The organism is Pseudomonas sp. HP_12, assembly GCF_055283955.1.
On record NZ_JBTOQG010000016.1, the window covers coordinates 59,048 to 73,910 of the forward strand.

Annotated in this window: 13 protein-coding genes; 11 read left to right on the top strand and 2 right to left on the bottom strand. The window is 62.3% G+C overall.

Translation table 11 applies throughout. From position 1 onward, the window contains the following. Nucleotides 1–50: 50 nt before the first annotated feature. On the bottom strand, nucleotides 51–2,198 hold the full coding sequence (gene egtB / locus ACYASU_RS13485) for an ergothioneine biosynthesis protein EgtB (protein ID WP_463583065.1): 2,148 nt from the start codon (nucleotides 2,196–2,198) through the stop codon (nucleotides 51–53). Between the two features lie 459 nt (nucleotides 2,199–2,657). Between egtB and ACYASU_RS13490 the strand changes: the two genes are divergently transcribed. The 4 genes from ACYASU_RS13490 (at nucleotide 2,658) to ACYASU_RS13505 (ending at nucleotide 8,288) form a co-directional block, all read left to right on the top strand. Next, complete coding sequence (locus ACYASU_RS13490; RefSeq protein ID WP_463583066.1) at nucleotides 2,658–3,830, top strand: XdhC family protein; 1,173 nt, start codon at nucleotides 2,658–2,660, stop codon at nucleotides 3,828–3,830. 94 nt (nucleotides 3,831–3,924) lie between these two features. Further along, nucleotides 3,925–5,604, top strand: a complete 1,680-nt coding sequence (locus ACYASU_RS13495; RefSeq protein WP_192174088.1) for an MFS transporter — start codon at nucleotides 3,925–3,927, stop codon at nucleotides 5,602–5,604. Between the two features lie 119 nt (nucleotides 5,605–5,723). Beyond that, nucleotides 5,724–6,839 (top strand): HlyD family secretion protein, encoded by a 1,116-nt coding sequence (locus ACYASU_RS13500; protein ID WP_463583067.1) that lies wholly within the window; start codon nucleotides 5,724–5,726, stop codon nucleotides 6,837–6,839. 237 nt (nucleotides 6,840–7,076) lie between these two features. Beyond that, nucleotides 7,077–8,288 (top strand): cytochrome c biogenesis protein DipZ, encoded by a 1,212-nt coding sequence (locus ACYASU_RS13505; RefSeq protein WP_463583068.1) that lies wholly within the window; start codon nucleotides 7,077–7,079, stop codon nucleotides 8,286–8,288. A gap of 32 nt (nucleotides 8,289–8,320) precedes the next feature. Here ACYASU_RS13505 and ACYASU_RS13510 read toward each other — a convergent pair whose 3' ends face one another. After that, nucleotides 8,321–8,863, bottom strand: coding sequence for a cytochrome b (locus ACYASU_RS13510; RefSeq protein WP_463583069.1), 543 nt, complete (start codon nucleotides 8,861–8,863; stop codon nucleotides 8,321–8,323). Between the two features lie 643 nt (nucleotides 8,864–9,506). On the opposite strand from ACYASU_RS13510, the gene ACYASU_RS13515 reads away from it, so the two are divergent. From ACYASU_RS13515 to cysC, 7 genes are read left to right on the top strand one after another with little or no spacing between them, the layout of a single operon-like run. Continuing rightward, on the top strand, nucleotides 9,507–10,640 hold the full coding sequence (locus tag ACYASU_RS13515; RefSeq protein WP_463583070.1) for a transaldolase family protein: 1,134 nt from the start codon (nucleotides 9,507–9,509) through the stop codon (nucleotides 10,638–10,640). Then, nucleotides 10,637–11,374, top strand: a complete 738-nt coding sequence (locus ACYASU_RS13520; protein ID WP_463583071.1) for a sulfotransferase-like domain-containing protein — start codon at nucleotides 10,637–10,639, stop codon at nucleotides 11,372–11,374. Before ACYASU_RS13515 ends, ACYASU_RS13520 begins: the two co-directional genes overlap by 4 nt. After that, nucleotides 11,371–12,102: an SDR family NAD(P)-dependent oxidoreductase gene (locus tag ACYASU_RS13525; RefSeq protein WP_463583072.1), complete on the top strand. Its 732-nt coding sequence runs from the start codon at nucleotides 11,371–11,373 to the stop codon at nucleotides 12,100–12,102. The genes ACYASU_RS13520 and ACYASU_RS13525 overlap by 4 nt, the downstream gene beginning before the upstream one ends. Nucleotides 12,103–12,156: 54 nt before the next feature. After that, on the top strand, nucleotides 12,157–13,170 hold the full coding sequence (locus ACYASU_RS13530) for a hypothetical protein (protein WP_463583073.1): 1,014 nt from the start codon (nucleotides 12,157–12,159) through the stop codon (nucleotides 13,168–13,170). 16 nt (nucleotides 13,171–13,186) lie between these two features. Continuing rightward, the gene (locus ACYASU_RS13535) at nucleotides 13,187–13,360 is read left to right on the top strand and encodes a hypothetical protein (RefSeq protein WP_463583074.1); all 174 of its coding nucleotides are present in this window, start codon (nucleotides 13,187–13,189) and stop codon (nucleotides 13,358–13,360) included. Next, on the top strand, nucleotides 13,329–14,111 hold the full coding sequence (locus ACYASU_RS13540) for a class I SAM-dependent methyltransferase (RefSeq protein WP_463583075.1): 783 nt from the start codon (nucleotides 13,329–13,331) through the stop codon (nucleotides 14,109–14,111). The genes ACYASU_RS13535 and ACYASU_RS13540 overlap by 32 nt, the downstream gene beginning before the upstream one ends. Nucleotides 14,112–14,139: 28 nt before the next feature. Further along, the gene (gene cysC, locus ACYASU_RS13545) at nucleotides 14,140–14,742 is read left to right on the top strand and encodes an adenylyl-sulfate kinase (protein ID WP_463583077.1); all 603 of its coding nucleotides are present in this window, start codon (nucleotides 14,140–14,142) and stop codon (nucleotides 14,740–14,742) included. Nucleotides 14,743–14,863 lie beyond the last annotated feature (121 nt).

Sequence of the window (14,863 nt, forward strand, 5' to 3'; positions counted from 1 at the left end):
GCCACCGGACTTGTGGGAGCGAGCTTGCTCGCGAACAGCTGCAACACCTATCACGCCTGTAAGCTGAACAAGGCCATTTCCGGCGCGTCGCTGATCCAGCATTCGCTCACCGTCCATCCCGCGCGCGCCGCCAGTTCGGTGAACGATTCAACCGTGAACTTGTGGGAGTTCTCGGTGTGCAGGCGTTCCCCGGCGGCGAAGCGGAAGGTGTGCCCGGCGACGGTGACGCTCTGCTGTTTGCGGCTGACCAGGTGCATTTCCATGCAGGCCTGTTCGGCGTTCCATACGGCCAGATGATCGAAGGCAGAAACGTCGAAGTCGGCGTTCAGCTCCCGATTGATGCGGGTCAGCAGATTCTTGTTGAACTGCGCGGTCACGCCCTCGGCGTCGTCGTACGCCGCCACCAGCGTCTGCTCGTCCTTCACCAGATCGACGCCGACGATGAAATGGGCGTTTTCCCCCAGCACGTCATGGGCCCCGTGGAGAAAATCAACGGCCTGCTCGTGGCTGAAGTTGCCGATGGTGGAGCCCGGAAAGAAACCCACGCGGGTGTGGCCGTCGGCTTCTTCAGGCAGCGTGAGCACCCGGGTGAAGTCGTCGACTTGGGGCGCGACGCTCAGCGCCGGGTAACGCTGGCGCAACGACCGCGCGGCCTTGTTCAGTGCTGTCGCACTGATGTCGATCGGCACGTACACCGCGATGTGCGGCGCGGCATCCAGCACCAGACGGGTTTTCTCGCTGGCGCCACTGCCAAATTCCACCAGTGCTGCGCCCGCCGGAATGGTCGCGGCGATCTCGCCGGCGATGCGTTTCAGCAACCCGGTTTCGGCGCGCGTCGGGTAGTACTCAGGCGTTTCGCAGATGGCTTCGAACAGGTCGGAACCCGCAGCGTCATAGAAATACTTGGGCGACAGTGTTTTCTCCGGGGCGCCGAGACCGGCCACCACGTCGCGGGCGAATTCGCTGTCGTTCGGGTCAACCACGCCGGGTTGACGGCTATCACGGGCCAGGCGCAGGCCCGAAACCATCCAGCGTTTGTCGGCGTGGAAGAAGTTGCGGTAGGTCAGGCGGCAATGATCGGGCGACGTGACGCTGGCACCGCCGCGCAGAACCATCTGATTGACCATGAACTTGCCGTTGTACTCACCGACTGCGCCCACTGAGGGCTTGAAGCCGGGGTAGGCGCTGTAGGCACTTTGCGTCCACTGCCAGGCGACGTCGTCCACTTGCTCCAGCAAACCGGCGCGGGCGGCGGCTTCCCATTCGGCTTCGGTGGGCAGGCGCGCATCGGCCCATAGCGCAAACGCGGCGGCTTCGTAGTAACTGATGTGCGTGACCGGTGCCGAAGGGTCGATCGACTCAAGGCCGCGCAGGCTCATGCGCTTCCAGCCGTTCTCGTCGTGCTGCCAGTACATGGGTGAATTCCAGCCGTTTTCCTGCACCAGGGTCCAGCCTTCGGACAGCCACAAGGCCGCGGTGTGATAGCCGCCGTCGGCAATAAAGCTCAGCCACTCACCGTTGGTCACCAGCCGGTCGCTGATTTCGAAGGACTGCAGATAGGTGGTGTGGCGCGGGCCTTCGTTGTCGAACGAAAAGCCGTCACCGTCGTGGCCGATTTCGGTCAGGCCGGCGCTCAGCGGCTTGAAATGACCGCGACGGCCGGACAGGTCTTTCGGCCAGCGCGGGCTGTAGGCCGGTTTCAGCGACGACAGGCTGAACAGATGAAGGATGTCCATCAGCAGCAGTTCCTGATGCTGCTCTTCGTGGGCCAGGCCGAGTTCGATCAGGCTGGTCATTTCGTCGCTGAGCGGCGTCATCAGCAGCGTCGTCATGTTTTCGTCGACGTGCCTGCGATAGGCCAGGACCTGATCGACGCTCGGCCGGGTCATCAGGCCGCGCTGCGGACGCGGATGACGCGGGCCGACAGCTTCATAATAAGAGTTGAACAGGTAGCCGAACGTCGGATCGAACGCTTCGTACGCCGGCAGGTTCGGCGCCAGCAGAAAGGTTTCGAAGAACCATGTGGTGTGCGCCATGTGCCATTTGGCCGGGCTGGCATCGGGCATCGACTGCACCACCATATCCTCGGCGCTCAGCGGCTCGACCAGAAATTCGGTACGGTCGCGTACGCTCTGAAAGCGCTGGCACAGGGTGTGGGTGGAGGATGTTTCGCGAAGCTGGCGTAATTGGCGCGTCATCAGGTGCTCTCCGGCGTAGCCGATGCCCGGTGGACCCGGTGGAGTGATTCCACGCAGCCAGGCGGTACGGCGATTCAGGGTTTGAGGCTCGCGTCGCTCGGAATGTTCAACCGAAATATCCAAATGAAGGATGGCCACTTCCCACGAGTACGTTGATGCCTTGAATCATCAGCGTTTTGCATGGATTTAACGGCACGCACCGAGTGTAGTCCCGGCGCGGGCTGATTCGCGCAGTCGGTGACCGATGGCCAATCCGCGCGCCGTCTGCGGTAACCTGCTGGCCATTCGCTGCAAGTGCACTGCGCACAACACGTGTTTTGCGGGCAATAGCTGAACCTGCGCGGCGACTCACAGTCTGCACAACAGCACTTGCGTCACAGATGGCAGTGGCTTTTCAGGGTATGTGTCAGGTAACAAATGAATCACGCCAGATGAATGAACCGGTTTTTGGGGACGCGCATGAATGATCTATCCAGTCTGCTGGGGGCGCTAGATGAAGCGCAGACCGGGCAGCAGGAAGTGGTGATCGCCACGGTGGTCAAGGTCGAGGGTTCGGCGTACCGACGCCCGGGTGCGCGGATGGTTATCGCCCCGATGGGCGAGGCGACCGGCACCGTCAGCGGCGGCTGCCTCGAAAGCGACGTCAGCAAAAAGGCCTGGTGGCTGACCGCCAATGGCAAGCCGTCCCTGCGCACGTACAGCACCGGCGAGGACGATGACGAACTCGAAGACGCCGAGCTCAGCTTTGGCCTAGGTTGCAACGGCACGGTGCACATCCTCTTCGAACGAATAGATCCCCAGGCGGCAAGTCTGGTGGCGGACGTGTTGCGCGAGGTCAAGGCCAGCGGTGTTGGCGCTGCGCTGGCGACGGTGATCGGCACACAAAGCGAACGGCACACGGCGCTGGGCGAGCGGGTGGCGATTCGTTCATCCGGGCAGGTGCAAATCGACATGCGTGAGCGCTGGCTGGCGACGGCGGTGGCCGAGGACCTGCGAACGGTGCTCGCTGCCCGCCGCTCCGCCACCCGTACCTACGACAGCGCGGACGGCGCCGTTGAGGTGCTGTTGGAGTACATCGCCGCGCCGCGCCGGCTGGTGATCTTTGGCGCCGGGCATGACGCGATGCCCTTGGTCAGCATGGCGCGGCTGCAGGGCTGGCACATCACGGTGATCGATGCGCGCTCGCATTTCGCCCGTCCCCAGCGTTTTCCGGAGGCCGATCAGGTGCTGTCGGCGCCGCTGCAGCCAATGCCCGAACTCCACGCGATGGTCGCCGACGCTGCCGTGGTGGTGATGACCCACAGCCTGAGCCAGGACCGCCACTGGCTGGGGCAGGTGCTGCAATCGGCGCCGCGCTACATTGGCCAGCTCGGACCACGCAGCCGCACCGAACGTTTGCTCGACGAGCTGCCGGATCAGGCCCGTGAAGCCGCTGCTCAGGCCAGCCTGCATTACCCGGTCGGGCTGGACCTGGGCGGCGATGCGCCCCACAGCGTGGCGTTGTCGATCCTTGCCGAGATCAACGCGGTGTTCAACGGCCGCAGCGGCGGCATGCTCAAGCACCGGCAGGCGAGCATTCATGCGGTGGATGTCACACTGGAGCAGGCGCGGGAGCTGAGAATGATTAGCTGAGCATGATCAGCTAGCCTTCACAGGCGGCCGCTTTCATAGCGGCTGGCCCTATCGCTTTTCAGTGGCTCGGCACGGCATTCATCAGGTCCGCTCAATGAACGACAAGTACAGACCCCACGACTGGGCCCCCCACGAGCGACCGACGTTGCCGGGCTCGCCGTCGACGCCCTTGCACGCGACGCCCAAGCGCTGGGCCTATGCCATCGTCGGGGTGATCGTGGCATTGACCGGCGGGCTGGGCAACGCGCTGGTGGTCGCCAACCTTCAATACCTGCAAGGCTCGCTGGGCGCCACCCAGGCCGAGATCGCCTGGCTGCCCGCCGCGTATGTCATGACCAATGTGTCGATGAACCTGCTGCTGGTGAAGTTTCGCCAGCAGTTTGGTCTGCGCGCGTTCACCGAAGTATTTCTGGTGCTGTACGCGCTGGTCACCTTCGCGCACTTGTTCGTCAACGACATCGAATCGGCCATTGCCGTTCGCGCTGCCCACGGCATGGTCGGCGCGGCACTGAGTTCGCTGGGCCTGTACTACATGATTCAGGCCTTCCCGCAGAAGTGGCGAATGAAAGCCCTGGTGCTGGGCCTCGGCACCGCGCAGCTGGCAACACCGCTGGCGCGACTGGTTTCCGAAGACCTGCTGCAGATTGCCGAGTGGCGCGGGCTTTACCTGTTCGAACTGGGCATGTGCCTGCTGTCCCTGGGTTGCGTGCTGATTCTGAAACTGCCCCCAGGCGACCGCTTCAAAGCCTTCGAGAAACTCGACTTCCTGACCTTCGCCTTGCTCGCTTCAGGCTTCGCTGCGCTCTGTGCGGCGTTGTCGCTGGGGCGGATTGAATGGTGGCTTGAAGAGCCCTGGATCGGCATCGCCCTGGCGTCATCCATCGTGCTGATCCTTGCCGGGCTGTGTATCGAGCACAATCGCACCCGACCGTTGTTGATCACCCGCTGGCTGGGCAGTGGCCGGATGATCCGCTTCGCCTTCGGCGTGCTGCTGACGCGGATCGTGCTGTCGGAGCAATCCACCGGCGCGGTCGGTTTTCTTCAGGGGATGAATCAGGGCACCGAGCAGCTGCACACGCTGTACCTGTTCATGCTGTTGGGCAGCGTCGCCGGCCTTGCGGTCAGCGCGCTGACGATTGATCCGCAACACCTGTTCAAGCCGCTGATCATTTCCCTGGCGCTGATGGCGATCGGTTCGAGCATGGACAGCTTCTCCACCAGCCTGACCCGTGAACCGCAGATGTATTTCAGCCAGTTTTTGCTGGCGTTCGGCGGCACCTTCTTCCTCGGTCCGACCTTGGTGCTGGGCATCAGCGGGGTGATCAGTAACCCGCGCAACATGGTCAGTTTTTCGGTGATGTTCGGGATTACCCAGAACGTCGGCAGCCTGATCGGCTCGGCGCTGCTGGGCACCTTTCAGGTCTGGCGCGAGAAATTCCACTCGGCGCACATCGTCGAGCACGTCACGCTGATCGACGCTCAGGTGCAATCGCGCCTTCAAAGCGCGAGCGGTGCGTATATTTCGGCCATCGCCGACCCGGCCGCGCGTACCAGCCTGGGCATTCGCTCGCTGGCAACCGCCGCCACCCGCGAGGCCAATACCCTGGCCTACAACGACGTCTTTATGCTGATCGCAGTCATCGCGGTGCTGACCATGATCTGGATCACCAGCCGCGCCACCTGGCTGTGGATCACCACCGAGCCGGTCGCGCCGTTTACGCCGGCCACACCTGCGGCATCTCCCTTAACACCTTCTGGCGCTCAACCTTCATGACAGAACCTGGCAAACCTTCTGGCACCCCTCCAAACAGCACTTCAGGCGGCTCTTCTGGCAATGCGGCGTCCAATGCTGCCCCGTCACAGGCGACTTCCGCAGCGCCCGCGCCGGCGGTCATGCCGGCCACCACGCAACCGCGTTCGGCGCGCATACGCCTGGTGTCGGCGATTCTGTTCGGCGGCATTGCCCTGGCGGGTGTGCTGGTCGTGCTGTACGCGTGGCAGCTGCCTCCGTTCAGCAGCCCGATCGAAAGCACCGAGAATGCCCTGATTCGCGGGCAGACCACGATCATCGGCCCGCAACTGAGCGGCTACGTCTATGAAGTGCCGGTGCAGGATTTCCAGTGGGTCAAGCAGGGCGATCTGCTGGTGCGCATCGACGACCGGATTTATCAGCAGCACCTGGATCAGGGCATTGCTCAGTTGGGCGTTCAGCAGGCCGCGCTGGCCAATAATCTGCAACAGCGGCGCAGCGCCGAGGCCACCATTGCCCAACGTCAGGCCGCTATCGCGAATGCCCAGGCGCAGAGCGACAAGGCCGCTGCCGACCTTCGCCGCGGTCAGGCACTGGTGACCGATGGCTCGGTGTCGAAAAGCGAATTTGACGTGACCCGCACGTCTGATACACAAGCAAAGGCAGCATTGGCCGAAGCCAAGGCGGCGCTGGAGATTTCCCGTCAGGACCTGCAAACCGTGATCGTCAATCGCGGCTCGCTGGAAGCGTCGGTGAAGAATGCCGAAGCTGCCATCGAGCTGGCGCGCATTGACCTGACCAACACGCGCATCACTGCGCCTCGGGACGGTCAGCTGGGGCAGATCGGGGTGCGCCTGGGGGCGTACGTCAATTCCGGCGCGCAGTTGATGGCGCTGGTGCCGCGCCCGCGCTGGATTATCGCCAACATGAAGGAGACCCAGATGGCCAACGTGCGTCTGGGCCAGCCGGTAAGCTTCACCATCGACGCGCTGGAAAACCTGAAGATGCGCGGCCGGGTGCAGCGCATCTCGCCGGCTGCGGGGTCCGAGTTCAGCTTGCTGCCTGCTGATAACGCCACCGGCAACTTCGTCAAGATCGCGCAGCGCATTCCGGTGCGCATCACCATCGACGACGACCAGCATGACGTGGACCGCCTGCGCCCGGGGATGTCGGTGGTGGTCAGCATCGACACCAGCCAGGACGGCGCCGTGCCGCCGGACCCCGTGGATGGCAAGGTGGATTCGGTGAACGGCCGCTGAATCGGCCCGCCTGTATCGCCGTGTATCCCGCTCCACGGCAGATACGTGCTGATTCATTCATTGATTTCCCGGACACATCGGCGACACCTCCCGGACGTTGAATGGCGGCTCCGAGGCAACACGCCTCCGCCGCTCTTACATCCAACGCGCCCAGTGCCCGGAGCCCGCCATGAACTGGAAAAACCTCACCACCGCCTTTCTGTCCGCCACGCTTGTCAGCGATGAGGGTGACCGGCCATGTTTCTGATCGCCTTTCTCGGCGGCATCGTCACGGTGCTCAGCCCCTGCATCCTGCCGGTCGTACCCTTTTTGTTTGCCCGGGCCGATCGGACGGCGGGGTCGGTGCTGATGACCCTGTTGGGGCTGACGCTGACGTTTGCGCTGGTCTCAAGCCTGGCCGTGGTCAGCAGTGACTGGGTCGTGGCGGCAAACGGTATCGGCCGCAATATCGCGCTGGTGATCCTGATGCTGTTTGCCCTGTCGCTGCTTTCGGCACGCGTGGGTCACTGGTTAACGCTGCCGCTGGTGGCGCTCGGCAATCGGCTCGACCCGGCGACGCGGCGCTTGTCCGGGCCGCTTGCTGCATTGCTGATCGGCGTTGCCACCGGGCTGCTGTGGGCGCCGTGCGCCGGGCCCATTCTGGGGATCATCCTCACCGGGGCCATGCTGCAAGGGCCCAGTGCGCAGACCAGCCTGTTGCTGCTGGCGTACGGGCTAGGCAGTGCGGTGTCGTTGGGGGTGCTGATCTTCGCCGGACGCGGGTTGCTCGCGCGGCTGAAACTGTCGTTACCGGTGACCGCCTGGCTGCGCCGTGGCGTTGGCTTCGCTGCGTTGCTGGTGGCCGTGACCCTCGCCACGGGCTCGCAGAATCAACTGCTTGCCGGCACCTCATCCGAGGGCGCAGCAGCGGTGGAAAAGGGCCTGCTCAGGGGCGTCCCCGAAGCCATCGATTACCTCGTCACCAGCGTCAAGGCAGCCTCGGCTCCGGACCTCAGCAGCCAGGGCGCGATGCCTTCGTTGTCCGGCGCTACCACGTGGCTTAACTCGCCGCCGCTGAGTGAGGCATCCCTGCGCGGCAAAGTGGTGCTGGTCGACTTCTGGACCTTCGACTGCATCAACTGCCAGCACAGCGTTCCTTACGTCAACGAATGGGCAAAGAAGTACGAAAAGGACGGCCTGGTGGTCATCGGCGTGCACACGCCCGAATACCCGTACGAACGGCTCATCGACAACGTGCGCAAGCATGTCGCCAGGCTGGGCCTGAATTACCCGATCGCCATCGACAACGACTACGCCATCTGGCGCGCTTTCGACAATCAATACTGGCCCGCGCATTACCTCATCGACGCCAGGGGGCAGATCCGCTACACCCACTTTGGCGAAGGGGCCTACGACACCCAGGAGCAAGTCATTCGCCAGCTGCTCGACGAGGCCCACGCAAAGGGCTGAAGCGAGAGGCGCTGACGAAGGAAAGGTCGCGCTTAAACCATGCGTCTGACAGTGTTGTCCTTGCGCACGAAGTGGTGCCAGATCGCCGCGACCACGTGCAGGCCGATGACGTAGTAAAAAATCGTGCCCAGCAGGATGTGGTAATGCTCCAGTGTCTCGGCGGTGTCCTTGGACATGTCGAACGGCGCCGGAATGCTCAGGGAGGTCAGGGGGATGGGCAGAGCGCCGCGTTCCAGCAGCACGGTGAACAGACCCAGCAGGGGTTGCGCGAACAGGAAAGCGTACAGCGCGTAATGGGACAACGTCGCCGCCAGACGCAATACGCCCTCCAGGGGCGGGGTGATGCCCGGCGGCGTATGGCGGTGGCGCTCGGCGATGCGGAAAAACGCCATGACCAGCACGACGATGCCGACCCAGAAATGCGTTTGCACGACGAAGGTTCGCGCGTCACTGCCACGGGCCAGTTGGGTACGGCTCAGGATCAGCGCGTAGGCGAGCACAATCAGGATCGCCATCACCCAGTGAAACCAGCGGGCTTTGTAGCTGTAGCGTTCGGTATCGGAAGGTTTGCTCACGGTCAGGTCTCTTGGTCTGTTTTTTTGATCTGGCGCGGCGCAGTCACTGCCGCAGCGCTTTCATAACCCAACGTCTGGCGGCCGTCGAGGAGAACGTGCAATTCGAGCAGGGCCTGGAGCCTCACCCGCTTGCGCTTGAAACCTGCCCGTCCCGTTAACTCCTCCTTCCGAATGCCTAACTAATTTGAATGGTATGACTAACTAATTCAGAGATTGTGGCGCCCGATATTCATTTTGCTTATTTGCGCTCGATACTATTTTGCACATGTTCCTGTACTTCATTTTTAATGTCATTCGTTTGAGTTACTTCAAATAGTGGAAGAATTTCAAATATCCCTCCATCTTCATATTAGAAATAAACAGCGCCGGTCCTTATTCTGATTTGGCATTAAAATTCCGTTGAATTCCGTTTGACAGGTTTTCCGCTTGGATCCATCTTAATGCCTCGGCGGCTCAGATCCCTGACTATCAGCTTGAAAAAGCTGGCATTGCCCATATGCAACCGGGGCCTCGACGTTCGTGAATCTATCGAAAAGGGAAGGGCATCTTCATGGATGTTTCAGGCTTCGTTCACCTTTTAAAACGTCATAACTCCGATGCGCAAGTCTGGTTTGATTCGTCGCCGACTCTATATAAACGCTGCGTGAAGAAGTTGCTGTGGGCTTATCCGGATACGCACAATTTTATTACCGGATTATTGCCCGATGAACCGGGTAGTTCGGATGCCGGCGTCAGCGGGGCCACCACCAACCCGACGCTGATCAGTCAGGCGGTCATGAGCAATGCAGCTCATTACCGTGATTTTCTCCACACACTGCCCCCTTCGATGTCGGCAGACGCTCGGCTGCGACAGCTCTACGACCAGGTGGTCATCGACAGCGCTCAACCGTTGCTGCCGCTGTTCAAGCGTTCAAGAGCCCGATACGGCTGGCTGTCCGCGCAAATCGAGGGCGGGCACTGGATGAATCAGGACGCGCTGGTTGTCCGCGGGCTTGAGCTGGCGGCGCTGGCGCCGAACATCATGATCAAGATCCCGGGCAGCGCCCAGGGCTATCGCGCCATTGAACAATTGGTGGCGCGGGGTTGCTCAATCAACAACACATTCTGCTTTACCGTTTCCCAGCTGGATGCCTGCCTCAGGGCCGTTCACGCCGGGCGTCAGCGGGCGCTCGCCAACGGGGTGAGCACGGAGCGGGCGCGTTACGTGGTCAGCTTCATGATTGGCCGACTGGGTGCGGAACCGGAATTTGCGCGGCAGGCGCGTCACTGCTGCAACAAACTCCGGCCCAGAGACACGCGCTGGGCGGAGCTGGCGGTGTATCAGGCGATGCAGGCGCTCATTCGCCGGCGCGAGACACCGGTGCAACTGTTGCTGTGCAGCATCAAGGTCGACACCGATGCGCGTGGGCGCGAGCATTGTTGGCACCTGCAGCGCACGGGCGCTGACACCACGCTGTACACGCTGACGCCTCGGCTCATCGAGTATCTTGTGCGTCGCCAGCAGGCCGGGCGCAGCATCGCGCCGGCGACGGAATGGACGCGGATTCCCGGCAAAGTCCTTGATCGTCTCCTGGCCATTCCGTATTTCAACCAGGCGTACTTTGCGGATGGCCTGACCCCGGACGAATATGCGCGTCATCCGGCGTTCCTGACCGCAGGCAATGACGTACGCCTGGGCATGCAACGCCTGCGCGGCTTCATCACCGACACTTTTGATTCGCCAGGCTTCGTGCGTCGGTCAGCGGTTCACCAGACGCCCATGGAAGGTTGGGCATGAACCGCATGATTGGCCTCTGGGCCCATCCGCGCTCGCGCTCGACGGTGCTGGAAAGGGTGTTCATCGAGCGCGGTGATTTCGAGGTTTTCCACGAGCCGTTTTCGCACATGGCGTTCGACGAACAATCAGCCATTCCCCATGGGGACCTCAACTGCGGGATGCCCCGTGACTACGAGTCGATCAAGGCCCTGTTGCGTAACACCCGCCAGCGCGCCCCTGTTTTTCATAAAGACATGGCCTATCACTGCCTCGACCGGTTGAAGGCCGACGCCGAGTTTCTAACGGAGCAACAGAACGTCTTCATCATTCGCGATCCGGCCCGGGCGATTCTGTCCCATCACGCCATCTTCCCGCAGATGCCGGCGCACGCGATCGGTCATCAAGCGCTGTACGAAATCTTCCGCGAGGTCAGGCGGCTGACCGGCCACACCCCCTGTGTGATCAACGCCGAGGACCTGGCCAGCCACCCGGAGCGCACCGTGCGCAGGCTTTGCGACCACCTGCAACTGGATTTCATGCCCGAGGCATTGAGCTGGAGTGCAACGTGCCCCGAGCAATGGAAGGCCTGGCGCAGCTGGCACAAGGAGGCCGAGAACAGCACCAGGATCATGCCCGGCAGTGCTGATTTCGATGAGCGTCCTCTGCACGCCAATCCCCACCTCATGAGGTATTACCAGCTGCATCGACCTTTCTACGAGCGTATGAATCAGTTCACCGAGCAGGGACAGCCATGAAAAAAATCGTTATCACGGGTGCCGCCAATGGCATCGGCAAGGCCACCACCATAGCCTGCGTCAAAGCCGGCTATTACGTCATCGCAGCGGACATTGACCGGCTGGGCCTGCAGTCGCTTCAGGCAAGCCTGCCGCTGCACCGACTCGAAACCCACCTGGCGGATTTCTCCCAGGCGCACGTCTATCAGTCGTTTATCGGCAACCTGTACGACCTTCACAAACACCGGGCGCTGTATGCCCTGGTCAACAACGCCGGGATCTATCACGGCAAAAGTGTCTACGACTACAGCGACTCGGAAGTGGACGAGATCTGGGCGGTCAACCTCAAGTCGCTGGGGTGCCTGTCCAAGGACTTCGCGCGGCGGGAGTTGACGGCGGGCTACTCGCGCAGCATCGTCAACATCACATCGGTGGCAGGGGAGGTCGGGAGCATGGATGCGTGGTACGGCGCGACCAAGGCGGGCGTGATCGGCCTGACCAAATCCAACGCCTGGAACTTCGCTCCCCGGATCAGGGTGAACGCCGTGTCCCCGGGGCTGATTCGCGACACCTCGATCCATGATCGTATTCCCGATCCCCGCCGCAGGGAGTACGAGCGACAGGAAATCATCAACGAGCCCATCCAGCCAGACGGCGTGGCCGACGTCATTCTGTTTCTGCTGTCCGAACAGAGCCGTCACCTGACCGGAAAAGTCATCGCAGTGGATAACGGCGCTTACCCGCGCTAGTGATCGGGAACACCACCGTCCCTCACGTCCCTCACGTCTTTCAGGGAGAACACCATGCACCGCAAAAAACTGCTCATCGTTGGCGGCGGAAACCTGTGCCTGCAAATCCTGCAGATCCTGGCCCCGCGCAATCAATTTGAATTCCACGTCGCCAGTCGCGATCTCGAAAAGGCCACGCGGATGTGCAATTTGATCCGACTGGCCGCGCTGCAACAGAACGTCACGATCCAGATTCACAGCCATCAGATGGACCTGCGCGAATCGTGCATCAGCCGCAATGCGGAAACGCTGTTACAGATCCGGCCGGACATCATTCTCAACTGTGCCTCGCTGCAATCCTGGCGGGTGATCACGCAACTGCCGGCCGAACGCGTTGCTGCTCTTGATCAGGCGCAACTCGGGCCCTGGCTGCCGATGCACCTGGCGCCAGCCTACGCGCTGATGCGAGCCGTCAAACAGTCCTGCCCGAAAAGTCTGGTGGTCAACGCGGCGTTCCCCGATGCAGTCAATCCGATTCTTTACAAGGTCGGCATGGCGCCGGACATCGGCATCGGCAATATCGCCAACCTGATTCCGGCCACCCGCAGCGCCGTAGCGCATCTGTCCGGCTGCCTGCCAACGCAGGTCTGCGCCAAACTCGTTGGCCACCACTATTTCAGCCACAGCGTGCCCCGCCATGGCCTGCCGCCGCAACGGCTCGAGGCCAGCTTCAACCTGACGTACTGGATTGATGGCGAAGAGCGCACCGACGAACACACGGCGGAGGCTATTTTCGGTTGCGTTGCCCGGGAATTCAGCCGGTTGGGCGGCGTCGACGGGCAATATCTCACCGCCATGTCGGCCGTGACGGTGCTGAAAAATCTCCACGCCGAGCATGAGGTGCGGGTCCACGGTCCAGGCCCCCAGGGGTTGCCCGGCGGTTATCCGGTCAAGGTCGGCATGGGCAAGGTGCTGCTCGACCTGCCGTACGGCGTGACCCCGGGAAGAGGCGATCAAGGTCAACGAAGCAGGGCAGCGGCTGGACGGCATCCAACTGATTCGCGCCGACGGCACGGCGGTGTTCGGTGAGGCACAGATGCAGGTCATGCAGCGTGAGCTGAATTTCGCCATGGCCCAGATGCGCGTCTGCGACGCCGCCGCCTGGGCGGAGGAACTGGGTAGCAAATACCTGGCGTATGCTGAGGGCGCTCAGCACAACAGCGGTCATCACACAGGAGTCGCCGCCCATGCCGCCGGTCATCGCGCTTTCGCCTGCTGACCGACTGGCCGTCGCCGATCACGACTATGCCGGGCAATACGCCGTGGACTTCGTCGAGCGCTGGGATGAATTGATCGACTGGGACAAACGCGCGGCCGGCGAGGGGTCGTTCTTTTATGATCTGCTGCGCCGGACGGGGGGCTGGCGTGTGCTGGACGCCGCGACGGGCAGCGGCTTTCATGCGGCGCAGTTGCACAAGGCCGGCTTCGACGTCACCGCCTCTGACGGGAGCCCGACCATGGTGCAGCGGGCCCGACGCAACTTCGATCGGCTGGGCGTCGACGTGCCGGTCCATCGTTGCGACTGGCAAGCGCTGGATGCCCGCGTACTGGGGAAGTTCGACGCGGTGCTGTGCCTCGGCAGTTCGCTGTGCCACGTGTTCGACCGCGAGGCTCGCATCGCCGTGCTGAAAAGGTTTCGGCAGATGCTCAAACCCGGTGGACTCCTGCTGATCGATCAGCGCAATTTCGAAGCCATCCTCGCCGGCCGCTTCAGGTCATCGGGGCGCTATTACTACTGCGGCGACACCGCCAGCGTCAGCCTCGGCGAGCTGGACGAGTCGGTGTGCGAGTTCGTCTATCGCTTTGCCGACGGGGCGCAGCATCGGCTGCGGGTGTGCCCGATTCGTCCGCGCCAGCTGCAGGACGAACTGCGCGCGGCCGGCTTCCGCGCGCCCTATGCGTACGGCGATTTCAAACCGATCTACGACGTCATGAACGTGGACTTCATCATTCATCAGGCCCACGCCTGACCCTGACTCAAGGAGGAGCATTGTCATGATCAGCCATACCCCTGGCTTGACGCAGAACCACAACCTGGTGCCGTATCCGTTCACTCCGATCATTCCGCCCACGTGCGTCGCCAGACCCCGGGTCATCTGGTTGACCGGCCTGTCGGCGGCGGGCAAATCCACCATCGTCGACAGCCTCAACCCGGTGCTGCGCGCACGCGGGTTGACGACCTGCATTATGGACGGCGACTCCCTGCGCACCGGTCTGTGCCGCGACTTGAGTTTTTCTGCGGAGGATCGTGAGGAAAATGTGCGGCGGGTGGCGGAAGTCGCGGCGTTGATGGTTGAAGCGGGGTTGACGGTGATGGTGGCGTTGATTTCGCCGACCCGCTCGGCTCGGAAGTTGGCCCGCTCGATTGTTGGCAGTGCGCGGTTTGTGGAGGTGTTTGTGGACGTGCCCCTGGCGGTGGCTGAAGCGCGGGATCCGAAGGGGTTGTACCGCAGGGCCCGGGCTGGGGGGATTCCGGGGTTTACCGGCGTGGATTCGGCGTATGAACCGCCCGCGTTTCCGGAACTGCATATTCGCAGTGATCAGGTTGAGGTGGGGCGGGCGGTGAGGATGATTGATGACTGGTTGTTGGCGCGGGGGTAGGCGATGGCCGCGGGGGTGTCAGAAATTTTGTGTTCGGGCATAACATGAGTAAGAGGTGCATGTATGCCAACCAAAAAGAAACCTGCGTTACGCGAGCTACCCAAAATCCCTAAAGAGCTGC